Source organism: Flavobacterium luteolum (assembly GCF_027111275.1).
Classification (GTDB): Bacteria; Bacteroidota; Bacteroidia; order Flavobacteriales; family Flavobacteriaceae; genus Flavobacterium; species Flavobacterium luteolum.
This window is the reverse complement of record NZ_CP114286.1, coordinates 1,595,595-1,621,231: the sequence shown is the minus strand read 5'-3', so window position 1 is coordinate 1,621,231 and position 25,637 is coordinate 1,595,595. Positions and strand designations below refer to the sequence as shown.

The window sequence follows — 25,637 nt, the reverse complement described above, 5'->3', positions numbered from 1 at the left end:
GTGATTGCCATTGACATTGATTACATTTGCGCAAATTATTTAAAAAAATGAAGAATCTAGTTGAAGAATTAAAATGGCGCGGGTTATACCATGATAGTATGCCTGGAACGGAAGAACAATTGCTAAAAGAAGCAACCACTGCCTATATCGGTTTTGATCCAACAGCAGATTCACTGCACATCGGAAGTATGGTTCAGATTATTTTATTGGTTCATCTAAAGAATTTTGGTCACAGGCCAATCGCTTTAGTAGGTGGAGCAACAGGAATGATTGGAGATCCTTCTGGTAAATCTGATGAAAGAAACTTACTTGACGAAGAAGCTCTAGCTAAAAACGTAGCTGGAATCAAAAGTGTTTTGTCTCGTTTCTTAGATTTTAATTCAACCGAAGCAAATGCACCAGTAATGGTGAATAACTACGATTGGATGAAAGAATTCTCTTTTATCGATTTTGCACGTGAAGTTGGAAAAAGAATCACCGTAAATTATATGATGGCTAAAGATTCTGTGAAAAAGAGATTTAGCGGAGAAGGTGAGGGGATGTCTTTTACAGAATTTACATATCAGTTAATTCAAGGTTACGATTTCTATCATTTATATAAAAACAACAACTGTATTCTGCAAATGGGTGGTTCTGACCAATGGGGTAATATTACCACAGGAACAGAATTAGTGCGTAGAATGGGAGGAGAGAATGCTAAAGCTTACGCCTTAACAACTCCTTTGATTACAAAAGCAGACGGATCTAAATTTGGTAAATCTGAAGGTGGAAACGTTTGGTTAGATGCAGATAAAACTTCTGTTTATAAATTTTACCAATTTTGGGTAAACACAACAGATGTTGATGCGGAGAAATACATCAAAATATTTACTTTCTTAGATAAAGAAACAATCGATGCATTAATTGAAGAGCATAAAACGGCTCCGCATTTAAGAGTTTTACAAAAGAAACTGGCAGAAGAAATTACTGTTTTTGTTCATAATAGAGAAGAGTTGGAAAAAGCGATTCAGGCTTCAAATATTTTGTTTGGAAATTCAACTGCAGAAGATTTGAAAAAACTGGATGAAGCTACTTTTTTAGAAGTTTTTGACGGAGTTCCGCAAGCTGAAATCGCAAAAGCCGATTTAGAAAACGGATTGGATATCATTTCAGTTTTAAACGAAAAAACAGGTTTTTTTAAATCTAACGGAGAGGCGAGACGTGCTTTAACAGCAAACTCAATTTCTGTAAATAGAGAAAAAATAAAAGAAGATTTTGTTTTAACAGCAAATGATTTAATTAACAATCAATTCGTTTTATTACAAAGCGGAAAGAAAAATTATTTTGTAATAAGAGTTGTTTAACTGTTTAGTCGGTTAATTGTTTAATCGATTCAGCAAAATCTTTTACATGAAATATATAAATCCCAATGTTCGAAAAGAATATTGGGATTTTTTTAATCATTCCGTAGGAATATTTCGTCGCTAGAAACGTTTGATTAATCCAAAAAATCATCGATTAAACGATTAACCAAATCATCGATTAAACTTTTTTATAAAACCATCAGATTACACCCACGAATATCAGAATTATCAAAACGTCCCAATACCTCGAAAGAGTTGTTCGAATATTTTTTGCCTAAATCCTGCGTCGCTATAAAAGAACATGAATTGATATTGGCTAAATCTATTACATTGATTCCACCAGTTTTTCCATCTTTCACGTAAGTGAGAGCGTCTTCTGGATCTCGTACTAAAATATGCATCCAAGACGGACATTCGAAAATTCCATCGCCTAAAGAATACGCTTGTGCTAAAAGTTCGGTCATTCCGTATTCTGAATGAATAGATGAAACTCCAAAACCTTTGCAGAGTATTTCATGTAATTCTTCACGAATCATTTCTTTTCTTTTTCCTTTCATTCCTCCAGTTTCCATAATAATGGTGTTTTGAAGGTTGAATTTGTGTTTTTCAATTAAATCTAACAAAGCATAAGTAACACCAATTAGAATTACATTTTGGCCTGCTTCGTCTAATTCAAGAAGTTTTTTGATTAAGTCGTCGTGATTGTGTAGATAAAACCCACTTTCAGGCTGATTAGAGAGTTTTATTAAATCTTCGACCATATAAATTAACGAAGAGCCTTCGCGTTCTAAATAAGACGGCAAAAGGGCTAAAACAACGTAATCTTCAATATTGCCATAAAACTGAGAAAATCCTTTGCGATAACTTTCCTCATATAAGGAAACGTCGGTTACTAAATGTCTGCTGGTAATCATTCCAGTTGTACCGCTGCTGGTAAAAGTTACTTGTGCAGGATCTGTATTAGAAACGACATCATGACTTTTGAAAAACTGAATGGGTAAAAAAGGAATTTGCTGCAGTGATTTTACCTGTTGTGGATTAACATTCAAAAAATCACAGAATTCACGATACACTTTATTGTTCTCATGCTGAAAACGAAACACTTTTAATGCTATTTTTTCAAATTGTTTCTGACTTGAAATGGTAAAGATATCGCTGGCTGTAATCAAAACTTTTTTTTGCAAAGATATTATATTTAGTGTTCAGTCGCAGTATTCAGTCACAGTTTTCAGCAGAGTACATAAACTGAAAACTGTGACAGAAAACAAAAAAAGCTCCATAGGAGCTTTTTTTTATCGTATAATGAGTTTTCGTGTTGCCGATGCGTTCTGTTCGCTTATTTTGATGATGTAAACACCTGGTGGCAATTCTGTAACACTTAGTTCTCTTGAGACTAAATGTGCCTGCAATACTTTTTTACCTAAGATATCAAACACAATAATTTCTTTCTCTAAATCGTTTTTAGATGAGATATAGACTTTTCCATTTGTTACTGGATTAGGATACAAGCTTAGACCCTCGATAGAAGTAGATTCTTGAGTTTTTGGTAGTTGCTTGCTGTCTTGCGCCGAGACGCTTACAGTAAAGAAAAATGCCAATAAGAAAGTAATATAAAAGTAGTTTTTTGCCATCGCATGTATTTGATTACTGTAAATATACAAAAAAAATTACAAAAATGACGCCAAAAAAAAACATGCTAGATTTTTAGGATGTTTTTAACATTATGTATTCGAAGTGATTAGGAAACTATATGATTTTGTATGTGCTATAAAAGCTAAAATGAAAAAAGCTGTCTGAATATTTCAGACAGCTTTTTTATTATTTAGAATCTAACTTTTATTATTTAGTCCAGTTAGCCCAAGTTGGTAATTCAGCACCATTACCAGCTCCTAGGTTTCCTGTGCTTGTTCCAGCCAATTTAGGACCTGTAAGATCAGTTACAGAAGCTCCAAAAGTGTAGTTTGTGATAGTGAAGTTACCAGCTGCAAGATTTGCAGTTACACCAGCATCAGCAGATAATTTAGTTAAAGCAGCAGGCATTCCGTCAGCAACATATAGGTTTGTGTAAGTTTGTTTTCCACCACCTTCTTTGTAGTTGATTGCTTTTTCGTCAGCTAAGAATGTAGCACCACCTTTAACGATAGAGATGTTTGTAACTTTAGCGTTAGTCATTGGAGAAGCTCCACTTGGATCTTTAGCGTTAGTAGATCCTTCAACACCTGCTTTAGAAACACCTTTAATGTATACGTTTGTAGCAGTACCTTGCCATCCGTCAGCGAAATCTAATGAATCATCATAAGAGTTAATGATTGTCAGGTTAGAAGCGTTTACAGCTCCACCGAAGAATTCGATTCCGTCATCACCACTTTCGAAAGTGTAGATATCAGATACTACAGTTCCAGAACCTACTCCGAAGAAAGAAACTCCATTATATTCTTTTTCAGCAGTATATTTAGAACCTGTGTAAGAAATTTTCAAGAAGTTAATGTTTCCAGAAGAATCTGCATTATCATTACCTCCGTAGCTTAAACCACCTACTTCAGAAGTTCCATTGTCTCCAGTGTTTACTTTACCGTTACCAGCGATGATCAATCCACCCCAGTCACTTTGAGCAGGAGTTGCTTTTCCAGAAGTCATAATAACTGGTTTAGCAGCAGTACCGTTGATGTTAATTTTAGCGTTTCTTTCTACAGCGATATATAAAGAAGTTGCTTCTGCAGTAGGAGAACTTTTAATTACTGTTCCAGCAGGAATTACTAAAGTAGCTCCACCTTTAACTACTAAACCTCCAGTTAATGTATAAGTTTGAGTAGGATCTAAAGTTACAGTACCGTCTTTAATTTCTCCTTTTAAATCGTCAACCTTTAAAACAAAAGAACTGTTGTTTGTGTCTTTGTTGTTATCATCAGAACTACAGCTTGTTAAAGCAAGTCCTAATATTGCAGCCATTGCAAATAAACTTTTTTTCATTTTTGTTGTGTTTTATTGTTTTATTTATTCAAGGCAAAGTAAACGAACATATGTTTTTGCTGAGTTAAGACGATATTAACAATCTATTAAGTATAATGGGGTAAAAACGCAGTGTCTTAATGTAAAATTTACATTGCAATTTTGGGTAAAAAAAAAGCGATTGGAATAACCAATCGCCTTTTGTAATTTATTGAAAATCTTTTTCTTAGAATGTATAGTTTAAAGTAAGTCTAAGATCTGAACCTGCTTTATATGAAGTTACAGTAATATCTCCTACAGACTCTTTTCCAGGAACTTCTCCTTGTTCTTGTACACGTTTAAAAGTTGGATTTAAAATGTTGTTGTAAATAAGACCAATTTTTAAGTTTTTAGTCAAACTTGAATTTACGATAAAGTCTAGTTTATTTACCGCTTTATCAACCATATTTCCAACTCTTGAAGTTCCGATTACAGCCAATTTATCTGAAAAATAAGAGTAAGAAACTGTCGCCGAAATATCTGTGTTTTCTGAAAACTCATTTAAGAACGATAAGTTCGCATTGGCAAGGAAATTAGAAGCTCCTGTTAATTTACTTGATGTAAAAGTAAAGTTCGCTCCAAAATCATTTTCATTGTTTACTTTTTCGTTGCTTAGATCTTGTTTTGTATATAAATATGATCCGTTTGCGTCAAAAGAAAGTTTTGTTTTTAAGTTATCTCTTTTTTCAATTTCAAAAAGATCTTTTCTATACTCAACTTCAACTCCTGCTACTGTTCCTTTATCTCCTGTATTTGCATAAGAAATATCATTTGAAGAAGAATTCAAGAACATTTCGTTGATTGGATTTTGAATGATTTTACCAAATGCAGTAACCGAAATTAATTCGCTTGCTTTTGGGAAAAATTCCCATCCTAAATCGAAGTTGTAATTTGTTGAAGCGTATAATCTTGGGTTTCCTTCGTAAGCTTGTGCAACATCTTCGTAAATAATTGGCACTTTTTCTTTAAACTGAGGAAGTGTATAGGTTTTACTAGCAGAGAATTTTAAATTCTGTCTGTCATTCAATGTATATTTTGAAATTAAGCTTGGTAAAATATTGAATTTAGAATCGTCAGAGTTTCCTCCAGATGGAACTGTTGTAGTGATATAGAATACATTCTGATTCAATTGCTCTAATCTTGCTCCTAATATTACGCTCAATCTTTCAGTTAAAGAATATTGAACATTAACAAATGCAGCATTAATATCTAAATTTCCATTATATGTTTGGTGAATTCTGTTTGAGTAAGATGAACCCCAATGTGCAGGATCTAAATAGTTATCTACATGGTGGATATCTTCTTTAGGGAAAGATATTGTAGTTCTGTTCGGGAAGAACGAAAACTGTTGCATATCGTAATCTACATTTTTGAATTTTCCAGAATAACCAACAGTTACTTTTCCTTTGTAAGTATCATCACTTCCTTTTTTGAAGTTATAAGAAAGAGCAATATTTGCAGCAATTTCATTTTCTTTTAAGTCATGAAAAAATCTGTGGTTATTGATATTTGAATTGGTGAAAAATGTATAATCAATAGCATTAGGAGCATACACGAAAGAGTTTTGCATACGATCTGGAATTGCACTGTCAGACATACTGTATCCAACTCCCCAGTTTAAATTCAATCGATCGTTAAATTTGCTTTTTCCTGTTAATTGGTTTACCACTAATTGTGTTCTTTCAAAAGTTCCACGTTTGATAAAACCGCTAATTTGCTGTTGAGCATCTCCACCACCATCAAAGTTGATGTTAGTTCCTTCGTACTCGCTATAGTCTTGCTCACTAGAGTTTAAGAATAAAGAAGTAAAGAAGATAGAATGGTTTTTGTTGATTTTGTAATCAGCTGTACCCATAACTGTTGTTGTAGTGTTATGTTTGTAAGCTGTTCTGATAAAGTCAGAATAAATATCTCCATCAGAAGTAATTCCTCCTCTGCTGTAACCTTGAGTGAATTTGTTTTTTGCACTGAAAGATCCAGTAACAAAAGCACCAATAGAACTTTCGTCGTTTATTTGAAATCTTTTTCCTCCAGATAAAGTGTAAAACGCATTTAATACATTTTTACTTTCTTGTCTGTCCCAGCTTGTTGCATAGCTATATGGCAATAATGGGGCATCTGGCACTCCAACTTTTTTAAATCCTGTATAAGTAGGTCCGTCTTGAAGATAAAAATGATCTTGTCCTAAAACATTTGTGTTTGCACCAGTACCAACTGAAAAGCTGATGAATGGTTTTCCGCTGAATTTCTTTGCACTAATATCGATATTAGCTCCTCCGAAATCGGCATAGTTTTGAGCTTCAAAAGTTTTACTGATTCCAATGTTATCTACAATGTTTGTAGAGAAAATTTCCAAAAGAATGTTTTTATTTGCAGGGTTGTTTGATGGCAACGGAAGTCCGTTTAAAGTAGTTACGTTATAACGATCACCTAATCCACGTACGAAAACATTTCCAGAATCGTCTTGTTTAGAAACCCCGCTCACTTTTGCAACAGCGTTGGCAACATCATTAACTCCTTTTCTTGCAATTTCCTCAGCACCAATAGCAGCTTTAAATTGGACTGCATTTTTTTGATCTAATAATAATGCTGATTCTTTTTGCTTGTTTCCTGCAGAAGATTTTACGACTACATCTTTAAGAGTATAGCTTCCAGAAGAAAGCCCTTGGTTAACTGTTACAGTTTCGTTTGCTTTTACGGCAACCGGAGCTTCTACAGATTCATATCCTAAGAAACTAAAAATTAAAGTATAATTTCCAGGATTTACGCTTAACGAATATTTTCCGTCAACGTCGGTATTTACGCTAATATTTGTACCTTTAACTAAAACATTAGCAAATGGTAGAGCTGCGTTGTTCGAATCTTTGTCAGTCAGAACTCCAGAAATCGTACCTTTGTTTTGCGCGATCGAAATCGTACAGATAAATAATGCAATAAAGAGAAATCTTAGATTGAATTTCATTTTTTTCAGTGTTGTGTTTGTGTCTTAATTATTTTTGTGCAAAGAAAGAACCGCTCTGTGAAGTCCATGTTACCGACTTGTTATGTTTTTGTGTTGTTAAGATTATCAAATTGTTACGAGATTAAATTACGGTTAACACCATTTTTTAAAGGTTCTTTTGTTAGTATATTTACCCTGTGAAATAAGAAATATCGAATGTTTAATGAAGAAGTTTCGATATAAAAATCTCAATTTTTGCTATTTATGAAAAAAACACAAACTAAGATTTTATTAGTTGACGACGAACCAGATATCTTAGAAATCGTTGGCTATAACCTTGCTCAGGAAGGCTATCAGATTGTTACAGCTTCTAATGGAAAAGATGCTATAGCAAAAGCACAGAAAGAGTTGCCAGAATTAATCATTATGGACGTGATGATGGCAGAAATGGACGGAATGGAGGCTTGCGAGCATATTAGAAAAATTCCTGAATTAAATAATGTTATCATAACATTCCTTACAGCAAGAAGCGAAGATTATTCTCAAGTAGCTGGTTTTGATGCAGGTGCCGATGACTATATTACAAAACCAATTAAACCAAAATTATTGGTCTCAAAAGTAAAGGCGCTGTTAAGAAGATTAAAGGAACAAGAAGTTGTTACAGATACTTTAAATGTAGGCGGAATCGAGATTAATCGTGAGGAATACAAAATCATAAAAGGCAATGTAGAAATTGCTTTGCCAAGAAAAGAATTCGAATTATTCTATCTATTGGCTTCAAAACCAGGTAAAGTTTTTAAAAGAGACGAAATCTTGGATAAAGTTTGGGGTAACGAAGTTGTGGTTGGAGGAAGAACAATCGATGTTCACATCAGAAAACTGCGCGAAAAAATAGGCGAAGATCTTTTTAAAACCATAAAAGGTGTAGGTTACAAATTTGAAGTTTAGTATTTCTATAAAAAATGAACCATATAAGTATTATAAGTTCATTTAAAATTATAGTTTACTTTAAAATAAAAAAGCTCATTTTTGTCAAAGTCTGACTTTGATAAAGATGGGCTTTTCAAAATTATTATTTATTCCCAAAAAAAGTTATTTTTAAATGAACTTATATTACTTATATGGTGAAAAATAATCTTTAATTGGTTTTAATATTTAACTATTTCAATGAAAATTAATTTTAAAAAAACATACAAATTCGCCATAAAATCGGCATTGTATATCAGTCTTTTTACAACAGCATTTGTACTGATGTTAATGTCATTATTTTATAAAAATCAACTAAAACATCAAGTTGCGTTTGGAATAATTTTCATAATCGTAATCTATATTTTCTCTTTTCTGGTTTTACAATATCGTGTAGAACGCTTTATTTACCGAAGGGTGAAGAAAATTTACGATGAGGTTTCGTTGCTAGAATCCACAACATTAATCAATCAGCCGATTAATACCGATATGGAAACGCTTTCGCGTGAAGTGAAAAAGTTTGCGACAGATAAAAAACTAGAAATCGAAATGCTCGAAATCCGTGAGCAATATAGAAGAGAGTTTTTAGGAAACGTTTCGCACGAATTGAAAACACCTTTATTTACTGTTCAAGGTTACGTTTCAACTTTGCTTGACGGCGCAATGGACGATAAAAATATCAGAAAGAAATATTTAAAACGTGCCGAAAAAGGAGTAGAACGTCTTATATATATTGTAGAAGATTTGGATATGATTACCAAATTAGAATCGGGCGATTTAGATCTCAATATGACTGATTTTGATATTGTCGAATTAATTCAGAATGTTTTTGAACTGCTTGAAATGAAAGCCGATAAAAAGAAAATCAAATTGGCTTTTGAAAGTAAAAATGTGCAGTCTGTAATGATTCGAGGAGATCAGGACAGAATACAGCAAGTTTTAGAAAATCTGATTGTAAACTCTATTAAGTACGGAAAAGAAGGCGGTCTGACTGAAGTTGGCGTAGTAAATTTAACCAAGAAAAAAGTCTTAATTCGTATTAGTGATAACGGAGAAGGCGTTGAAAAACAAAATATTCCAAGACTTTTTGAGCGTTTTTACCGAGTGGATAAAAGCGGAACACGATCTGAAGGTGGTTCTGGTTTAGGTCTGGCAATTGTAAAGCATATTATTGAAGCACACAAAGAGAAAGTTTATGTAGAAAGTGAGTTCGGAATTGGCTCTGAATTCTCTTTTACGCTCGAAAAAGCAAATAAAACAGCAAAAACTGACGTTAAAAAATCGTAATTTCAGTTTTGTTAAAAGCCCTAAAACAAAGGTGTTTAACAATAAATAAACATTTGAATTTAGGTCATAACATTAAATTTTTATTATAGTAACATCTGGTTAATGATTTCTTAACATAGGTGCTCCATCTTTGCATCCTGAAATTAAGGGAATTAGAGAACTAATGATAAAAAGAAAACTAGTAGCTGTTTTATTACTGCTAACCTTTGCTGCTAATGCGCAGGAAACAGATAAAAAAGAATTAAACAAACAGGATGTAAAAAACGAGGTAATGCGTATTTTAGATTCTATAAATAAAGCGAAACTTCCGGAAACTAAATCTGGAGGAGGAGTTGAAGAACATTGGTATGATAGAATCTCTTTGAGAGGTTATGCACAAATTAGATACAATGGTCTTTTTTCTACAAATGATAAAGTTTCTTGCGAACAATGTGATAAATCTTGGGGAACAACTTCTACAGCTCCAGATGCCAAAGCAAACAACGGACTTTTTATTCGTCGTGCCCGTTTAGTATTTTCAGGACAAGTTCACCCGAATGTATTCTTCTATTTCCAGCCAGACTTTGCGAGTTCTCCAGTTAGCGGTATTAATAATTTCGTACAGATTCGTGATTTGTATTTTGATCTTTCTTTTGATAAAAAAAGAGAATATCGTGTTCGCGTTGGACAGAGTAAAATTCCATACGGCTTCGAAAATATGCAGTCAAGCTCACAGCGTTTATCTTTAGATCGTGCCGACGCTATCAACAGCTCAATTTTAAATGAACGTGATTTAGGGATATTCTTTTATTGGGCTCCAGCCGAAATTAGACAGCGTTTTGAAATGCTGGTTAGAGATGGCTATAAAGGTTCTGGAGATTTTGGAGTTTTTGCCTTTGGTGTTTATAATGGGCAGATTGCTAATAAATTGGATGGGAATCGAGATTTAAATGTAGTAACGAGAGTATCATACCCTTTTGTAATTGGAAGTCAGATTATAGAACCAGGAATTCAGGCTTATACCGGTAAATGGGCTTTTACAGGAGAAGTTTCGCCAGGAGTTACTGTTAACGATCCTCAATATGTAAAAGATCAGCGAGTGGGGGCAACTTTTGTTTTATATCCTAGACCATTTGGTATTCAGACTGAATACAATATCGGAACAGGACCTCGATACAATACACTTACCAATACAATCGACCAAACCGATTTGAACGGAGGTTACATTTTATTAAACTATAAATGGGATATTAAAAAACAACGTATTTATCCATTCGCCAAATTTCAATATTATGACGGAGGGAAAAAATATGAAAAAGATGCTAGAAGCTACGTAGTTAGAGATTATGAATTCGGTATTGAATGGCAGCCAATCAAAGCATTAGAATTAACTGCAGAATATGTAGTAGCAGACAGGACTTTTGAAGATAGTGCACTGCCAATAAACAGACAACAAGGAAATGTCCTGAGACTGCAAGCACAATTTAACTTCTAAAAAGACACAGATTAAACGGATTTGCTATCGCAAAGACGCTGATAAAAACTGATTTTTTATTTAAGAAAAAACTCAATTGCCTCCAGCTTAAGCTGGAGGTTTTTTTATTGTAGTGGAAAATAAAAGTAAAATTCGCTTAATCCGCGTCTTTGCAATAGCAAATCTGTTTGATCAACGTGCAGTTATGCTGTTTTGTCTTCAAAAACCTTAAATAACGAATCCCAGTCAATGTTATTTTCAAATTGAGATAGTCCTTTAAACGATTTTACTTTCGATAAATCTTCAATGCTAAAATCGTCCTGCATTGCATAAGGTATAAGATTTTCTTCCTGAAGTTTTATGGCCAGATATTCTTGTTCGTACTGACCTGGCGTTGGAATAAAAAAAGCTTTTTTGCCCAGCTTAGCCAAATCCATTACTGTAGTATAGCCCGAACGGCATAATACAAACTCACTTTCGTTAAAAGTCTGTTCCAGCTGTTTGGAGTTCATAAAATTGTAATAGGTAACATTTCCAGCCTGCCATTTTTCTTGCGATTTTTCTACTTTACCTTGTACAAAAACCACTTTTCCTGGATAATTTGCAGCTTCTTTTTGCAGTTTTTCATCCAAGAAAGTGCGCTGAGGTTCAGGTCCAGACAATATAATCATCAAATCATATATTTTGGGAGTATCCTTTTTCTTCATACGGCTCAACGGGCCGATGTATTTTAGATTCAGTTCATTATTTTTTAAATGCCCCAAATCTCCCGTTAAGTTCACTTTTTCATTAGTATCAGGAACCCAGCATTCATTATATTTTTTTATGAAATACTGATGACATTTACTGGTAAACCAAGTCGTATTTCCAGTCATTACATTCAATTGATGAGTCATAAAAACAGAAGGTACTTTTTTGCTGAAAACCCCCAATCTGTTATCTGAGATTATGCCATCAATGCCATGTTTTTTAATCCAATGATTCACCATTTTTTTCTCATCCAAAACGGCAGTAATCATTTTCGGAAGATTTTTAATCAATTTCCATTTAAAATTTTTACCATTCTTGGCATATTCAATATGATAAGAAGGCAATTCTAAAGTTTGTACATAAGGAAATTCTTTTCGTAATAGAGCCAGCGCAACGCCGTCGGAGGCGATAATCGGAATATAATTATTCTCTTGAAGCGCTTTGATAATCGGAATGCATCGAGTGGCATGTCCAAGTCCCCAATTTAATGGAGCTACTAAAATTGTTTTATTCGCAGAATAATCAATGCTCATTTTTAACACGTTTTAAAAACGAAGATAGACAAATATGTTTTCTGTGTTATTTCGAAGGTATTACTAAATTATTAATTTAAGGTTCTAAGGTGCTGAGGAACTAAGGCTCTAAGGTTTATTGGATTGAATAAAAAAGAGGTTATCTCAAAAATACAGTCATTTAGAGTTAAAAGAATATTTATAGAAATCCAATTGCGAAAAGACAAAGAGCTCCAGTGGAGCGACACATAATTTTTCGCAATAAAATATGTGTCGCTCCACTGGAGCTTTATATATAAATGTTCATTATTTGCTATAAATATTTTGCTTCTCCGAAGCTTACAAAAAGAAGAAGCTGTCCAAAAGGACAGCTTCTTCAAAGTCTCGTATTAAAACCTTAGCACCTCAGTCCCTTAGTTCCTCAGAACCTTTAATTAATCCTGAATATACGTTTTATTACCATTTTTGTTAATGTAGTACTTACCACCTCTTGGACCAGTATATACTTTTTTACCGTTGTATTCGCCGGTTATTTTGTCTGGTACAGACGGCGCTTTTTCGTTAGTTTCTTTTAAAGTTTTACTAGCTGTTTTTTTAGCAGCAGTGGCGTCTTTTTTTGTAGCATCAGCTTTTGCGGTTGTTTTCTTGGCGTCGGCTTTGGTTTTGTCAGCAGTTGTTTTTGCTTTATTAGATTCTACAGTAGCTTTTTTGGCATCAGCTTTAGCTTTTGTCGCTTGTTTGTCGGCAGTCTTTTTTGCTGCGTCAGCAGATTCTTTTTTGGCTTTTGTTGAAGCAGCTTTTGCATCGTCAGCGGCTTTTTTAGATTTTGTGGCTTCTTTTTTTGCGTCAGCCGAAGCTTTGTCAGCACTTGCTTTCGCTTTTTTCGCCGAAGTTTCAGTTTTACTTTTCGTGGTTTTTGCAGTTGTTTCCTGAGCATAAAAATTAGAAGAGAAAACAACCATCAAACAGAACAATACTAATTTTTTCATAAGGCTAAAAGTTTAAATTTCAATTAAAATTAAACAATTTATTGTCATCTTTTTCGTGTTACATTAAAAATATGCACGAAGCTGAACATTTCCTGTATGAATCGTATTTCCGGTTTCGCTTTTTCTTCCTTGATAATTTAAATTAATATCTAGAAAAGACGTAATGTTCTTTTGCAGAAGCAGTTTCCAAACCAAATTTGATCCCGCTTGAAGTCCCTCGAGCATTTGAAAACCGACTGATGAAAATTCATTTCCATTAAATTTATTTTCATAAAAAGAGAATTCTCCATTAACCGTAACTTTCTTTTCGCCTGCATAAGAAAAAGAAGTCCCGATTCTGTTTTGGTCTAAAGTTTCGAGATTTCCAATTTGATTTTTTTTGTTTTGAAGCTCATAAAAGAAATCCAATTTGGTGTTTTTAGAAAACAAATAACTGACTTTTGGTGCCAGCTGCCAACCTTGAATATCATAATTTTTCTCAGCAAAATCTTTTGAAACCAAATCGGTTTTTATGGTTTTGGTGAAGAAATTAAATAGCCAGCTATTTTGGTATAAATGTGTATACTGAATTTGATGCGAATAATTCTGCACATGCTGAGAACCAACAGAAAGCAGACTCTTTCCTTTATTTATAAGATAAGAATACGTAACCGAATGTTTTTGTTTGCCTCGGTTATAAAATAAACTGTTTCTGAAACTCGAATTCAAACCCAAAATATTTTCTTCTGATGAATCAAACGGATTGAGTTCTAGTTTTTCACCATCACTTTTTATCTTTCGATCCATTATGAAAGAAGTCTGGTTATAAAAATAAGACAGTAATTTTTTGAATCCTTTTTCATTTTGCCATTGTAGCGGATTCAGAGTTAAGGATTGCGAAAACTTATTTTGGTTGGTCTTAATATAAACCTGATTCGGCAAAAAGATCCTAATATAGCGCGCTTGATCTTGGTAAACGGCAACTTCAAATTCTTCCAATTCCTGAATTCCGTTTCCGTTATAATCGTTCCAAGTGTAAACTCCCTGACCTGTTGGCACTTCTACATACGTAAATTCTTGTTGGGCAATAGTTCCCGAACTCGTTTCGTAAGCCGTTCCAATTTGCATGAATTGATTAAAAAAGCGATCGTTGTATAGAATTCTCGAATTTAAAGAAGGTTCATTCTGTCTCGATTTATCTGTAAAATCTAAATTTCTGTAACTCGCATAAACCGCCAAATCGGTTGTTTTGTTTTGAATTAGTTTTGATTTTAAATAATATGTCTGCGAATTGTTGACATGCTGCAGTAATCCGTTTTGCAAACTATCGTTTCGTCGCTGCAGAAAACCTACTTCAACAAAAACTTTTGTACTATCACCGCGCCCAGTAAATAAACCGTATTCTGAAAATCTTTGGCTTAAAGCCGAAAACTGATTGGTAATTTTGTCTTTTTGCTGATTGTCTTCTATTTGCATAGTTCCTCCAACCCAATTTTTTCCAAAATGATACTTGGTTCTGGTTTGGTTTCTAATAAATTTTGAAGTCGAAGCTGTAGCATCAGAATTTAAGAAACTTCCATTGTTTTCGATCGTCCAATTTTTTAGTTTGAATAAAGCATTTGTTGTATGTCTTGTTCCAGTGTAGCTTTCGCTAAAATCCAATTTCTCGAATTGATACGTTAACAAACCAATATTAGAGGTTTCTTTTTTCGAAAATAAATCAAAATTCAAACCCGTAACCAAAAGGCTTTGATTGCCATAAAGTGTTCCCGTTAGATTCCAGTCGCGATTAAATTCAATATTATACAAACGTTCCACCGATTTAAAATTCTGCTGTACAAATTGATAATTCGCAAAAGCATCTAAATTCCAGCTTCTAGAAAAAAGGCGTTTTTTAAGATTGGTTTTAAAAGCAATTCCTTCATTGTTCGAATCGTCAATGGTAGAAAACAAATTCTGGTCATTATTACTGACGGCCAATTCAAAATCAACCAATGTTTTTTCATCAGGATTATATTTTCCTAAAAAAGTTGCCACCTGAAGTTTCATTGGCGCAACAAGCTGAACAATTGGTTCATAATTTCCCTGTGGAATTCCGTTGACTGGTTCGACATATTGATAAATACGTTCAACAGAATTATTGTTTTGAATGATATAATTTCCTGCATTTGGACCAACCTGACTAAATCGAACATTGTACAAAACATCGGCAGGATTATTCGAATATTCATAAACTTCAACCGAATTGACAAGTGTTTTTTTATACAAGATTTTATTCTCGGCATAAGTATCTTCGTAAGCAGAAGGCGCCTTCATCAAATTGACATCATCTCCCGCTTGACTTAAAATCTGAACCTGTTCTGGAGAGAGATTTTGCTGTAAAGGCTGATTTTTCATATCATTTTCTGAATACAAATAACCTCCAAAACTCCAATTTTTATTTTCGTGAGTTGCACCTGCGTATGTTACAAGACGATTGTAATTTCGTTCAGAATATTGGTATTCCACATTAATACGCATTTCCGAAGTAATGGTAAAAAGCGACGTAAAGACAATTTCTCCAGCATTATAATCAATCACATAATCATTGTTTTCGCCTCTTTTTAATAAAACGCCGTTTACATAAACTCGCTCCGAACCCGAAATTACCAAAACATACAATTCGCCATTTTGCCCTTTTAGTTTGTATGGACCCTGATTTCCTTCCTGACCTGTAAAAGTACTCTTGGCATATTGGCCTTTTACAAAAGCAACCGAAGCAAAAACGTTGGTTTTGCTTTTTTCGGTATCAAAATCAAAGTTGGCAGAAAGTCCCTGAACTTTTTTATTAAAGCCCAAAAATTGAGTTTTCCTGTTCTCTAAAAAGACATCGCCGGCGCGAATGTTCCAGTCATCGCTAAAAAGCTCAATGAAAATATTATCAAATTGATCAAGTTTCTGCGAATAGCCACCATCTTGCAGCGGAATATTATTGTCTTGAAGTGAAGCCCTTAAACTCACTTTGTCTGAAATCTTTCCTGTAATTTGTAAATCTAAATTGGAGTTCAAAACCGTACTCTGATTATTACCAACCGTAACACCACGCGTAATACTTCCAGAAGTTTCAAGACCGTCAAAAGGAGTTACTTTTTTTGCATTTGAGTTATTGTCGATTCGATATAATTTGTCTGATCCAACATCGCCGCTTACAATCTGATTCGATTTGTAAAGGCTGTATTCTCTAGTTAAAAGATCTGGATAATTAAGATAATTGACAATTAAGGTATCTGAAACCGATTGGAAATTTTCATTTAAGAGTAAATATCCTTTTTGAAAATCGACTTTATAAGAAGTAGAATCGATTGGTTGGTTTTTTGTATTTAAGATTTCAAAAAATCCAGAGTTGATAGCAACTTTTTCAAGCCGAATAGTGTCTTTTGAAACCATTACTTTTTTGGTTTTGTACAGTGATTCAGTTTCCTGAGCTTGAAGCGCAGAAAACCAGAAGAAAACCGTCAAAAACAGTAATTTTTTCAACATAAATACTCTAACTCTAAAAAGTCAAAAGTAGTATTTATAATTGTGAATTGCAGTGTAGGTTATTTTAGATTTATTGGTCAATAGTATATCCTATCTTCCATTTTTAATAAAAGCTAAAATTATCAAAACAAAGAATGCGATGATTACAATGAAAATAGGATTTGCATAATTGGCATGCCATCCAAATTCACTTATTCTTTTTGGAAAATAAGATCTTTTGTCTTTTGGATTGTAATAAAACATTCCCCAAATCCAATTATTGGGATCATTTTCCCATTGGTTTTTAGTTTCTTCGCTGGGATCGTTAATGTTTTTCATAATTCATGGAATTATTTGACTGTTATAAAGTTAATTAATTTTCATTTAAAAATAATATTTTAGCTTTGTTTAGGATATAATCAATTTAAATTATGGATACTAGTAAAGAACTTTTATTCTTTTTTAGTGCTTTAGGAGCTTTCAACGGAATTATTCTCGGAGTGTATTTTTTCTTTTTTACCAAGAAAAAGCATCTGACGAATTATTTTCTGGGTGCACTTTTGTTTGCATTAAGTATCCGAATCGCAAAATCTGTATTTGTTTATTTTCATCCCGAACTGCCAAAAATGTATCTTCAGTTTGGACTTACAGCTTGTTTTTTCATCGGACCATGTTTGTATTATTTTATTAAATCGGCAGTTGATGAAGTTCAGATAATGCCCAAATCATGGAAATTTATTCTAGCATTTTGGGGGATTTTAATCGTTGCAGTTGGTATTTTATATTCGTACGAAGTATATCCAAAGCTTTGGAATGGCATTTTTATAAGAATCATTTATTTTCAGTGGTTGGTTTACATTGTTTCTGCTGGTTTTGTACTTCGTGGTGTTTTGAAAAAAATCCTGAGCCGAAAAGAAAAAACTACTCCAGCCGAAATGTGGTTTTCAATGCTCTATTTTGGAAATTGTTTACTGTTTCTATTTTACTTCTTGGCGATTATGGGAGCACCAGGAGCTACCTATATAAGTGGAGCAGTGGTTTTTTCGTTTATTTTATACTTGGGAATTTCGATTCTTTTGTACAGAAAAAAAACAGACGATTTGTTTTTATTGAATGGAAAGATTTCGAATAAAAAAATAGATTCGACAGAAGCGGTAATCTGGTTTGAAAAACTGAATAATGCTATGAATGAAAAGAGTTTATATAAAAATCCAAATCTGACTCTTCAAGATCTGTCTCAAGAAATTAATATATCAAGCCATCAGTTATCGCAATTTCTGAATAATAATTTAGGGAAGAATTTTACCAGTTATGTAAACGAATTCAGAATCAACGAAGCTTGTAAAATTATCGCTTCTTCAGATAAATTGACTTTGGAATCCGTTGGTTATGATGTTGGTTTTAATTCTAAATCAACTTTTTTCACAGCATTCAAAAAACATACGGGAACTACGCCGTTAAATTACCAAATGCAAGCTGTGCAGTCCTAGAATGAAGTACTGATTTATAAATCCGTACTCCTGATTTCGCTTTTTGGAATCTCATTTATTGATTTTCAGATGACTTTTGTTTCAAATAAAAGTTAAACTGTTAATTGCTAAAGTTTATGAGATTTCAAAAATTGGTCATCGTTTATGTCTTTTTTCTAATTTTTTCATCAATAGAAATAAAAGCGCAACGTATAAAAAAAGTTACAGATAAAAGTCATTATAGTGATGATGTGCTCTTCGGAAAGTTATTTAAGTCTGCTCAAGATACTCTAATCATTAAAGAGAAAGAAAATGAAAAAGAGAAAGAGCAAAATGAGTTAGATGAAGTGGTTGTAAAAAGCCAACCTTCATTATTAAAATATGGAGCCAACGGAAATATTGATGTCAATGTAAACGGAACTGTTCTGGCAACCAGCAGTTCGGTAAACGAATTGTTGGGAAGAGTGCCAAATGTTGTGGTTGCCGACGGTGAAATAAGTGTTATTGGAAAAGGTGAAGCCATTATTTATCTCAACGGAGTTCTAATTAATTATGAACGTTTTGCCGCTATTCCCGTTTCGCAAATTCAGAAGATCGAAGTCATTTCTAATCCTTCTGCGAGATACGATGCCGAAGGAAAAGCGGTCATCAATATCATAACCAAAAAAAAAAGTGAAAGCGGTGTAATGGGAACTGTTAATCAGCATGTAACCGTTTCTAAATTTGGCGGAACGAGTTATAACACGCTTTTTGATTTTAGTTATTCTAAAGGAAAATTCTCGTTTGTTACCAATTACGGATTGCAATTAGGAAGAAACCGCGAGCTGCTGTATACAACCCGAACACGCCCAAATCCTGATGATTATATGAAATCGGAATTGACAACCGATTGGAAAAGGAGATTTAACAATTATTCAAATTTCGGATTTGGAATTCAATATAGTTTTTCTCCAAATAATTATATTTCATTGGCTTATAGCGGTAATGTGAATGATTTGGGCGGAATTACAGAAAGCAGAAATTCGATTACTAATAATTCAGGAAAAAGTTTTTATGCCACTGATGTTGACCGAAATGATGTTTTGTTAAATCAGTTTATTAATTTGAATTATAATTGGACAACGGCTAAAGGTTCGACACTATTTATTGGATCACAATTTTCGAATTACAATCAGACGATAAGAGATTTTATTGACGAAAACAGCGAGATTGAGGAAATAGATGCCGAAAGATATTTAAAGAATAATGTGGGTAGCCGAATTAATATAATTGCAGTTCAAGCCGATTATGCGAAGAAAATAGATGAAAAAACAAAACTAGAAATAGGAGCGAAGTTTAGCTACTCCACAATAAACTCGGGAACCGATTTCTTAACTTCTGATGATGATGTAAATTTTGAGTTGGATAACGAACTTTCGAGTGATTTTGAATACAACGAAAAAATTGCCGCTGCGTACTTTAATTATATCGGAACATTGAATGAAAAAGTCAATTTTTCTCTTGGCGTACGAGCGGAAAAAACGAGTTACGATTTATTTACAAATGCCAACGGAACTCAGAAATTTGATAAATCGTACAGCAATTTTTTTCCAAACGCACTTTTAAATTTTAATCTTTCAGAAGATTGGAAAGGGCATTTCTCGTATGTTTCCAGAATTACAAGACCTAGATATCAGGCTCTAAATCCGTATGTGATTTATCAGGATCCGTTTACTACAATTGAAGGAAATCCAAATCTGCTTCCAGAAAAAACACATGCTTTTGAAATAGGTGCGATGTACAAAAAGTTCGATTTTAAAGTTGGCTATACTTATAAAATTGATCCCATTTCGGCAGCCGCTTTACGCGGAGACACGCCAAATAGCTATATTTTAAGGGCATTGAATCTCGAAAAAGGACATACTTTTTTTGCCTCACTTTCTAGAGCTTTCAATATTAAATGGTGGAATTCTGTTAATACAGCAAGCATTACCTGGCAGAAATCGGTAGACAATTATTATGCATTTGCGTTTAGTCCTGTAAAACCTCAGATTTATTTATATACTAATAATACATTTACGATTCCTAAACTTTTTAAATTGCAAGTTTTGGCTTGGTATTTAAGCGATAGAAGTTATGGATTGGGAAGCGAAAATTGCCGTTCGACCGTAACTTTAGGAATAGAGAAAAACTTTTTCAAAGATGCGCTAAAACTCAATTTTACAGCAAACGACATCTTTCATCAGTTTATGGTTTCTGGTGATTACAATGTCGGACAAACGCAAATTTATTACCACCGAACCTATACCAGCAATTATTTTAAATTGATTGCAACATACAGTTTTGGAGATTCAAAAAAGACGACTTATAAAAAGTCAGAGGTTGAGCAGTCGGAGAATAGTAGGGCGAGGTAAATTATTTGACACTTTCAGATATAATCATCAAAACTAGAATAAGTACAACACAAAGAAAAACCGAATTGGGATTGGCAAAATTAATCGTCCAGCCTAATTCTTTAATTTTCTTTGGAGGAAACATTCTTTTGTCTTTTGGGTTATAATAAAATATTCCCCAAACCCAATTATCAGGATCATTATGCCAATTGTTTTTTTCTTCCTCGGATGGTTTTTGAGTTTCCATAATCAAGAAATAGTAGAGTGATTGTTATTACTTGTTGGTTTTTCCTTTTTTTAACTGTGTATAAGTAATAAGGATTCCAACTGTAGATAGAAAAGGACCAATTACCAATCTAAAATCGGAATGAGAAATGTCTTTAATATCCTTTGTAAGCAACGGACTTAAAGAGATACCGATGTATAATAAACCAAGAACAATAAAAACAAGTAAAAAATTCTTTTTGGTCATTTTAAGTTTTTTTAGATTATTACTATTCTCTTTGTTTTTTGAGTTAGTCTTTTTTGAAACTCAAACCAATTATATTTATGATGAAAGCAACTAATAATAAAAGCATTATAGTGGCAAACATTTTGTCTGAAAGAAAATGTTGGTTGGCATTAAGCATCATAATAGCTACAACAACCCACGTCATGATTTTTACACTTTTATACATAACATATATTGGGTTTTAAAATTATTCTATAGCTAACAGGTTCTATATTTTTGATAAATGTAATAATTTTCTGTTAATATCTTTCGCTTTGTATCATTTCTGTAAAATTATTTGTTGTATATGAACCCTTTAAATCATTTTGCAAACTTTGATTTTTTATTAAGTCTAAAATTGAATAATTGTAAAATATTTCTTATATTTATATTCGTTTTTTAAATTGTTAATTATGAATAAAATTGTAGGAGATAATCTAAAAGTTTTGAGAAAATCAAAAAATATGTCACAAGAAGAGACCGCAGATCATTTGCAAATTTCCCAATCGGCTTATGCCAGAATGGAACGTGGAGAAAGTACTTCTTGGGCTATTCATTTTAATAAAATTTGCCAAATGTTCGAAATTACTCCAGAAAAATTAGTTAAAAAAGGAATTACATGATTGTATTTATGAAAGCCTGATGAATATATATAGGCAAATAGAAATTACAATGTTTAATGTTTATGGAATAATAATAAAACAATATAAGTTTCAAATTGAAGATTTAAAGACTATTATCAGGCATTTGAATGAAGGCAAAAACTAAAAAAGGCTCCACAATTAAGTGAAGCCTTTTCAATAATCTTTGAATTAAATAATTACCTTTTATAAAGCAATATTAGATTAATTCTTTAGTTACAATCTGCATAGTTTCGCGGCTAACTTGTTTCAATAAAACTTCTTTGTTAGCTTCAACAGTCTGCGCTGCCTCTTCTGTAAAGTGACGGATTGTATATAAGGTTACATTTTCGCTGTATTCTACTTTGAATTTTTTAGAAAGAATCGCATTCAATTCTGGGAAATTTCCAAATTTATCTTCCACACAAACAGAGAAACTAATTGCAGAGTTTTGAATCAAGTTTACTTTGATTTTAAATTCGTGGAATAAACCGAAAATCTCACTAATGTTTTCTTCCATAATAAAAGAGAAATCAATTGATGAAAGCGAAATTAAAAGTTGTTCTCTTTTTACGATAAAACATGGATATTGCGGTTCTAAATCAACTCCTTTAGAAACGCAAGTTCCTTTTAATAACGGGTTGATAAACGATTTTACATATAACGGAATTTCTTTTTTCTGTAATGGCTGTAATGTTTTTGGGTGAATTACCGTTGCTCCGTAAAACGCCAACTCGATAGCTTCACGATATGAAATCTGGTTTAAAAGACTTGCATTTTCAAAATAACGCGGATCGGCATTCATAACTCCAGGAACGTCTTTCCATATCGTTACACTTTCTGCATTCAAGCAGTAAGCAAAAATTCCAGCAGTATAATCAGAACCTTCACGGCCCAAAGTTGTGGTGAAATTGTTTTCGTCAGCACCTAAAAATCCTTGTGTAATATTTAGCTGTTTTCTTGGAACATTTTTACTAATGTTTTGCTGTGTAGTTTCCCAATCAACTTCTGCATCTCTGTAGTTGGCATTGGTTTTAATGAAATTACGAACGTCAAGCCATTGCGTCTGAATTCCTCTGAAATTCATATAATGGCTTAAGATATTAGTCGAAATCAATTCACCAAAACTTACCACTTGATCGTAAACAAAGTTGTAATTTGGAGATTTATTATGAGCTAAAAAGTATTCTAATTCGTCAAACTGTGCATTTACAGCTGTGAAAACTTCATGATTTTCATCTTCAAACAAATCCAATAAGATCTGATTGTGGTATTTTTTAATTTCTTGTACAGAAGCATTTAGTTCTGTCGATTTTTCAAAGTAATTCTTGATTACAACTTCAAGAGCATTTGTTGTTTTTCCCATAGCCGAAACTACAAGAATTACGTCTTCGTAACCTACTTTTTGTAAAACGTCGTATACGTTTTTAATTCCATCTGCATCTTTTACCGATGCTCCTCCAAATTTAAATACTCTCATTTTTTAATTAATAGATTTTTAGATTTTAGATTTCAGACTCAAACAGAAACCTAGTATTTATTTTTTTTGCCACTCCCGATAGCTATCGGGATAAAATGATTTACACAGATTTTAAAATCAATTTAATCCTTATAATCTGTGGCTAAATATTTTTTTATAATTTTTCTAAGAATGAATTAACGCCTGCCTCATCCATTTGCACAACTTGCCAGTCTTCTAGAATTCTTGCGCCAGAATTCTTGTAAAAATTAACTGCCGGTGTATTCCAGGCTAAAACATTCCATTCAACTCTTCTAACATTATCTCTTTTTCCTTGTTTCATGATTTCAGCATAAAGGGCAGAACCTAAACCTGTCCCACGCATCTTTTCTTTTACAATCAAATCTTCAAGATGAATTGTCTTTCCTTTCCAAGTAGAATAGCGATAGTAATATAATGCTATTCCGACAATTTCTTTCTGTTTTTCCTCGTTTTCAATCTCCGCTACAAAAACATTAAATAATGGTTTTTCACCAAAACCGTCACGTATCAAATCATCTTCTGTAATGACAACCGCATCGGGTTCTTTTTCGAATATAGCCAGCTCCTGAATAAGCCCTAACACCGATTTCATATCTTCAGGATTTCCTTTTCTAATATTCATATATTCCTATTTTTAACTATTTAATATCTAAAAAAGCTTCGTTTTAGCTAGTGCTTTTTGCAGATTATTAGCAAATATACAATAGTAGCAAACTAACAACATAATTTTTAAATCATTCTCACAAAATAAGCGATATTTGTGACTTAAAAATAAAACTATAACGATTTAGAAATGGAAGAACGCAATAAAACACTGGGAGAGTTTATTATTGAGAACCAAAAAGCATTTCAGTATTCGTCGGGAGAACTCTCGCGAATTATCAACTCTATTAGATTGGCAGCAAAAGTGGTCAATCATAAAGTAAACCAAGCGGGTTTAGTAGATATTGTGGGCGCTGTAGGCGCGCAGAATGTCCAAGGAGAAGACCAGCAAAAATTAGATGTCTATGCAAACGAAGTATTTATCCAGACGTTAATAAACCGTGAGATTGTCTGTGGTATTGCTTCTGAAGAAAACGACGATTTTATTACTGTTCAGGGGAGCGACAACAGTCATAATAATAAGTACGTGATCTTAATGGATCCGCTTGACGGATCTTCAAACATTGATGTAAATGTTTCTGTGGGAACTATTTTTTCTGTTTTCAGAAGAGTAACTCCAATAGGAACTCCGGTAACTAGCGAGGATTTTTTACAACCGGGAATCAATCAAGTTGCAGCAGGCTATGTAATTTATGGAACTTCGACCATGCTGGTTTACACTACAGGACATGGAGTAAATGGATTTACGTTAAATCCAGCGATAGGTACTTTTTATCTTTCGCATCCAAACATGAAATTTCCAGAAAACGGAAATATTTATTCGGTTAACGAAGGGAATTATGTTCATTTTCCGCAGGGAGTAAAAAATTACATTAAATACTGCCAGCGAGAAGAAGGAGACAGACCTTATACTTCTAGATACATTGGAAGTTTGGTAGCCGATTTTCATCGAAATATGATTAAAGGCGGTGTTTATATTTATCCAACAAGTTCAAAAGCGCCAAAAGGAAAACTACGTTTGTTGTATGAATGTAATCCGATGGCATTTTTGGCAGAACAGGCGGGAGGAAAAGCAACAGATGGTTTCGGAAGAATTCTAGAAATTCAGCCAACCGAATTGCACGAAAGAGTGCCTTTCTTCTGCGGAAGCTATAATATGGTAGAAAAAGCTGAAGAATTTATGGCTGAAGCGAATTAACTATAATTGCAAAAACGAAAAATAAATACTCTATGAAAAAAACATTATTATTTAGCTTCTTGGTGCTTTTTATATCCTGTAATGATTTGCCAAAAGATGCTGCAATTCAGAATATAATTAAAACTAAAATAGCTCAAGAATCTTTTGATAATGTCGAATTGGTAGATTTTAATATAGTTCATGGTGTAGAAAATACATCTTTTGGACATACTTATGATGTTGAATTTACGGGTAAAGTAAAATATTTGAACTCTGGTTATGTTAGAAACGCAGCCTTACAGGGAACAAATGCAAATGAAATGAGTTTTTTAATTGTTGTTGAAAAAGTCAGTGAATCCAATAATATGCTTTATGATTATTTAAAAGTAAAAACTGGCATGATTAAAGAAATTACGGGTTCAATACAATTTGTTAAAGGTGCAGATTTATTTGATAAAAGCACTTACTCTAAACCTGATGTTTGGGATCTAAATGTGGACAAAAATTATGGTATGAGCTTAAAAGAAATTAAGAACATAAGTGGTTATAAACATTAAAATGAAGAAAACACAAGACTAATTAAGTGTTCTGTTCTTAATTACAGTTTACATGCAAACCCGACAGGTTTTTAAAACCTGTCGGGTTTTGCTTTAAGGATAAATTAAAAAGCACACGCAACTATTTTTAGTTTTATCAATC

The 25,637-nt window shown here is 33.1% G+C and carries 22 protein-coding genes; 9 read left to right on the top strand and 13 right to left on the bottom strand.

Annotation, left to right across the window (positions count from 1 at the left end; genetic code table 11):
* Window positions 1-47 precede the first annotated feature (47 nt).
* A complete protein-coding gene (gene tyrS / locus OZP10_RS06955) occupies window positions 48-1,343 on the top strand; it encodes a tyrosine--tRNA ligase (RefSeq protein WP_281634041.1) in 1,296 nt (431 codons plus the stop codon).
* Between the two features lie 188 nt (window positions 1,344-1,531).
* Here the strand turns inward: tyrS and OZP10_RS06950 are convergent, their stop codons facing one another.
* From OZP10_RS06950 to OZP10_RS06935, 4 genes are all read right to left on the bottom strand, one after another.
* Window positions 1,532-2,512, bottom strand: a complete 981-nt coding sequence (locus OZP10_RS06950; RefSeq protein ID WP_281634754.1) for a LuxE/PaaK family acyltransferase — start codon at window positions 2,510-2,512, stop codon at window positions 1,532-1,534.
* A gap of 123 nt (window positions 2,513-2,635) precedes the next feature.
* Window positions 2,636-2,974: a T9SS type A sorting domain-containing protein gene (locus OZP10_RS06945; protein ID WP_281634040.1), complete on the bottom strand. Its 339-nt coding sequence runs from the start codon at window positions 2,972-2,974 to the stop codon at window positions 2,636-2,638.
* Between the two features lie 208 nt (window positions 2,975-3,182).
* On the bottom strand, window positions 3,183-4,313 hold the full coding sequence (locus tag OZP10_RS06940; protein WP_281634039.1) for a hypothetical protein: 1,131 nt from the start codon (window positions 4,311-4,313) through the stop codon (window positions 3,183-3,185).
* 205 nt (window positions 4,314-4,518) lie between these two features.
* Window positions 4,519-7,293: a TonB-dependent receptor gene (locus OZP10_RS06935; protein WP_281634038.1), complete on the bottom strand. Its 2,775-nt coding sequence runs from the start codon at window positions 7,291-7,293 to the stop codon at window positions 4,519-4,521.
* Window positions 7,294-7,536: 243 nt separating this feature from the next.
* On the opposite strand from OZP10_RS06935, the gene OZP10_RS06930 reads away from it, so the two are divergent.
* From OZP10_RS06930 to OZP10_RS06920, 3 genes are all read left to right on the top strand, one after another.
* A complete protein-coding gene (locus tag OZP10_RS06930; protein ID WP_008465097.1) occupies window positions 7,537-8,220 on the top strand; it encodes a response regulator transcription factor in 684 nt (227 codons plus the stop codon).
* Window positions 8,221-8,439: 219 nt separating this feature from the next.
* Window positions 8,440-9,525: a sensor histidine kinase gene (locus OZP10_RS06925; protein ID WP_177211895.1), complete on the top strand. Its 1,086-nt coding sequence runs from the start codon at window positions 8,440-8,442 to the stop codon at window positions 9,523-9,525.
* 163 nt (window positions 9,526-9,688) lie between these two features.
* Complete coding sequence (locus OZP10_RS06920) at window positions 9,689-10,999, top strand: porin (RefSeq protein ID WP_281634037.1); 1,311 nt, start codon at window positions 9,689-9,691, stop codon at window positions 10,997-10,999.
* 182 nt (window positions 11,000-11,181) lie between these two features.
* Here OZP10_RS06920 and OZP10_RS06915 read toward each other — a convergent pair whose 3' ends face one another.
* The 4 genes from OZP10_RS06915 to OZP10_RS06900 all read right to left on the bottom strand — a co-directional run bounded on the left by OZP10_RS06915 (window position 11,182) and on the right by OZP10_RS06900 (window position 17,045).
* Window positions 11,182-12,261, bottom strand: coding sequence for a glycosyltransferase (locus OZP10_RS06915; protein ID WP_281634036.1), 1,080 nt, complete (start codon window positions 12,259-12,261; stop codon window positions 11,182-11,184).
* A 413-nt stretch (window positions 12,262-12,674) separates the two neighbouring features.
* Complete coding sequence (locus OZP10_RS06910) at window positions 12,675-13,229, bottom strand: hypothetical protein (protein ID WP_281634035.1); 555 nt, start codon at window positions 13,227-13,229, stop codon at window positions 12,675-12,677.
* Window positions 13,230-13,292: 63 nt separating this feature from the next.
* Complete coding sequence (locus OZP10_RS06905; protein ID WP_281634034.1) at window positions 13,293-16,727, bottom strand: DUF8818 domain-containing protein; 3,435 nt, start codon at window positions 16,725-16,727, stop codon at window positions 13,293-13,295.
* Window positions 16,728-16,817: 90 nt separating this feature from the next.
* Window positions 16,818-17,045 carry a hypothetical protein gene (locus OZP10_RS06900; protein ID WP_281634033.1) on the bottom strand — a complete coding sequence of 76 codons (228 nt, stop codon included), beginning with the start codon at window positions 17,043-17,045 and terminating at the stop codon, window positions 16,818-16,820.
* Between the two features lie 92 nt (window positions 17,046-17,137).
* On the opposite strand from OZP10_RS06900, the gene OZP10_RS06895 reads away from it, so the two are divergent.
* Together OZP10_RS06895 and OZP10_RS06890 are read left to right on the top strand one after the other, a co-directional pair.
* Complete coding sequence (locus OZP10_RS06895; protein ID WP_281634032.1) at window positions 17,138-18,196, top strand: helix-turn-helix domain-containing protein; 1,059 nt, start codon at window positions 17,138-17,140, stop codon at window positions 18,194-18,196.
* Between the two features lie 116 nt (window positions 18,197-18,312).
* Window positions 18,313-20,568: a TonB-dependent receptor domain-containing protein gene (locus OZP10_RS06890; RefSeq protein ID WP_281634031.1), complete on the top strand. Its 2,256-nt coding sequence runs from the start codon at window positions 18,313-18,315 to the stop codon at window positions 20,566-20,568.
* Between the two features lies 1 nt (window position 20,569).
* Here the strand turns inward: OZP10_RS06890 and OZP10_RS06885 are convergent, their stop codons facing one another.
* Genes OZP10_RS06885 through OZP10_RS06875 form a run of 3 tightly spaced genes read right to left on the bottom strand, consistent with a single transcriptional unit; the run spans window position 20,570 to window position 21,224 of the window.
* On the bottom strand, window positions 20,570-20,794 hold the full coding sequence (locus tag OZP10_RS06885; RefSeq protein WP_281634030.1) for a DUF5808 domain-containing protein: 225 nt from the start codon (window positions 20,792-20,794) through the stop codon (window positions 20,570-20,572).
* A gap of 27 nt (window positions 20,795-20,821) precedes the next feature.
* Window positions 20,822-21,019 (bottom strand): hypothetical protein, encoded by a 198-nt coding sequence (locus tag OZP10_RS06880; RefSeq protein WP_281634029.1) that lies wholly within the window; start codon window positions 21,017-21,019, stop codon window positions 20,822-20,824.
* A 43-nt stretch (window positions 21,020-21,062) separates the two neighbouring features.
* Window positions 21,063-21,224, bottom strand: coding sequence for a hypothetical protein (locus OZP10_RS06875; protein WP_281634028.1), 162 nt, complete (start codon window positions 21,222-21,224; stop codon window positions 21,063-21,065).
* 226 nt (window positions 21,225-21,450) lie between these two features.
* Here OZP10_RS06875 and OZP10_RS06870 point away from each other — a divergent pair, with 226 nt between their 5' ends.
* Entirely contained in the window at window positions 21,451-21,660 is a 210-nt protein-coding gene (locus OZP10_RS06870) for a helix-turn-helix transcriptional regulator (RefSeq protein ID WP_281634027.1), read from the top strand.
* 217 nt (window positions 21,661-21,877) lie between these two features.
* Here the strand turns inward: OZP10_RS06870 and OZP10_RS06865 are convergent, their stop codons facing one another.
* Both OZP10_RS06865 and OZP10_RS06860 read right to left on the bottom strand, forming a co-directional pair.
* A complete protein-coding gene (locus OZP10_RS06865; protein ID WP_281634026.1) occupies window positions 21,878-23,137 on the bottom strand; it encodes an aspartate kinase in 1,260 nt (419 codons plus the stop codon).
* 154 nt (window positions 23,138-23,291) lie between these two features.
* Entirely contained in the window at window positions 23,292-23,780 is a 489-nt protein-coding gene (locus OZP10_RS06860) for a GNAT family N-acetyltransferase (RefSeq protein WP_177211910.1), read from the bottom strand.
* A 171-nt stretch (window positions 23,781-23,951) separates the two neighbouring features.
* Between OZP10_RS06860 and fbp the strand changes: the two genes are divergently transcribed.
* Both fbp and OZP10_RS06850 read left to right on the top strand, forming a co-directional pair.
* Window positions 23,952-24,959, top strand: a complete 1,008-nt coding sequence (fbp, locus tag OZP10_RS06855) for a class 1 fructose-bisphosphatase (RefSeq protein ID WP_281634025.1) — start codon at window positions 23,952-23,954, stop codon at window positions 24,957-24,959.
* A 32-nt stretch (window positions 24,960-24,991) separates the two neighbouring features.
* Window positions 24,992-25,495 (top strand): hypothetical protein, encoded by a 504-nt coding sequence (locus OZP10_RS06850; RefSeq protein ID WP_281634024.1) that lies wholly within the window; start codon window positions 24,992-24,994, stop codon window positions 25,493-25,495.
* Window positions 25,496-25,637: the final 142 nt, after the last annotated feature.

Excerpts from the sequence above, each read along its gene's own strand:
- OZP10_RS06945 (WP_281634040.1), bottom strand. The coding sequence starts at position 2,974 with ATGGCAAAAAACTACTTTTATATTACTTTCTTATTGGCATTTTTCTTT.
- OZP10_RS06940 (WP_281634039.1), bottom strand. The coding sequence starts at position 4,313 with ATGAAAAAAAGTTTATTTGCAATGGCTGCAATATTAGGACTTGCTTTA.
- OZP10_RS06935 (WP_281634038.1), bottom strand. The coding sequence starts at position 7,293 with ATGAAATTCAATCTAAGATTTCTCTTTATTGCATTATTTATCTGTACG.
- OZP10_RS06875 (WP_281634028.1), bottom strand. The coding sequence starts at position 21,224 with ATGTATAAAAGTGTAAAAATCATGACGTGGGTTGTTGTAGCTATTATG.
- OZP10_RS06885 (WP_281634030.1), bottom strand. The coding sequence starts at position 20,794 with ATGGAAACTCAAAAACCATCCGAGGAAGAAAAAAACAATTGGCATAAT.
- OZP10_RS06920 (WP_281634037.1), top strand. The coding sequence starts at position 9,689 with ATGATAAAAAGAAAACTAGTAGCTGTTTTATTACTGCTAACCTTTGCT.
- OZP10_RS06870 (WP_281634027.1), top strand. The coding sequence starts at position 21,451 with ATGAATAAAATTGTAGGAGATAATCTAAAAGTTTTGAGAAAATCAAAA.
- OZP10_RS06860 (WP_177211910.1), bottom strand. The coding sequence starts at position 23,780 with ATGAATATTAGAAAAGGAAATCCTGAAGATATGAAATCGGTGTTAGGG.
- OZP10_RS06925 (WP_177211895.1), top strand. The coding sequence starts at position 8,440 with ATGAAAATTAATTTTAAAAAAACATACAAATTCGCCATAAAATCGGCA.
- OZP10_RS06930 (WP_008465097.1), top strand. The coding sequence starts at position 7,537 with ATGAAAAAAACACAAACTAAGATTTTATTAGTTGACGACGAACCAGAT.
- OZP10_RS06915 (WP_281634036.1), bottom strand. The coding sequence starts at position 12,261 with ATGAGCATTGATTATTCTGCGAATAAAACAATTTTAGTAGCTCCATTA.
- OZP10_RS06910 (WP_281634035.1), bottom strand. The coding sequence starts at position 13,229 with ATGAAAAAATTAGTATTGTTCTGTTTGATGGTTGTTTTCTCTTCTAAT.
- OZP10_RS06865 (WP_281634026.1), bottom strand. The coding sequence starts at position 23,137 with ATGAGAGTATTTAAATTTGGAGGAGCATCGGTAAAAGATGCAGATGGA.
- tyrS (WP_281634041.1), top strand. The coding sequence starts at position 48 with ATGAAGAATCTAGTTGAAGAATTAAAATGGCGCGGGTTATACCATGAT.
- OZP10_RS06905 (WP_281634034.1), bottom strand. The coding sequence starts at position 16,727 with ATGTTGAAAAAATTACTGTTTTTGACGGTTTTCTTCTGGTTTTCTGCG.
- OZP10_RS06890 (WP_281634031.1), top strand. The coding sequence starts at position 18,313 with ATGAGATTTCAAAAATTGGTCATCGTTTATGTCTTTTTTCTAATTTTT.
- fbp (WP_281634025.1), top strand. The coding sequence starts at position 23,952 with ATGGAAGAACGCAATAAAACACTGGGAGAGTTTATTATTGAGAACCAA.
- OZP10_RS06850 (WP_281634024.1), top strand. The coding sequence starts at position 24,992 with ATGAAAAAAACATTATTATTTAGCTTCTTGGTGCTTTTTATATCCTGT.
- OZP10_RS06880 (WP_281634029.1), bottom strand. The coding sequence starts at position 21,019 with ATGACCAAAAAGAATTTTTTACTTGTTTTTATTGTTCTTGGTTTATTA.
- OZP10_RS06900 (WP_281634033.1), bottom strand. The coding sequence starts at position 17,045 with ATGAAAAACATTAACGATCCCAGCGAAGAAACTAAAAACCAATGGGAA.
- OZP10_RS06895 (WP_281634032.1), top strand. The coding sequence starts at position 17,138 with ATGGATACTAGTAAAGAACTTTTATTCTTTTTTAGTGCTTTAGGAGCT.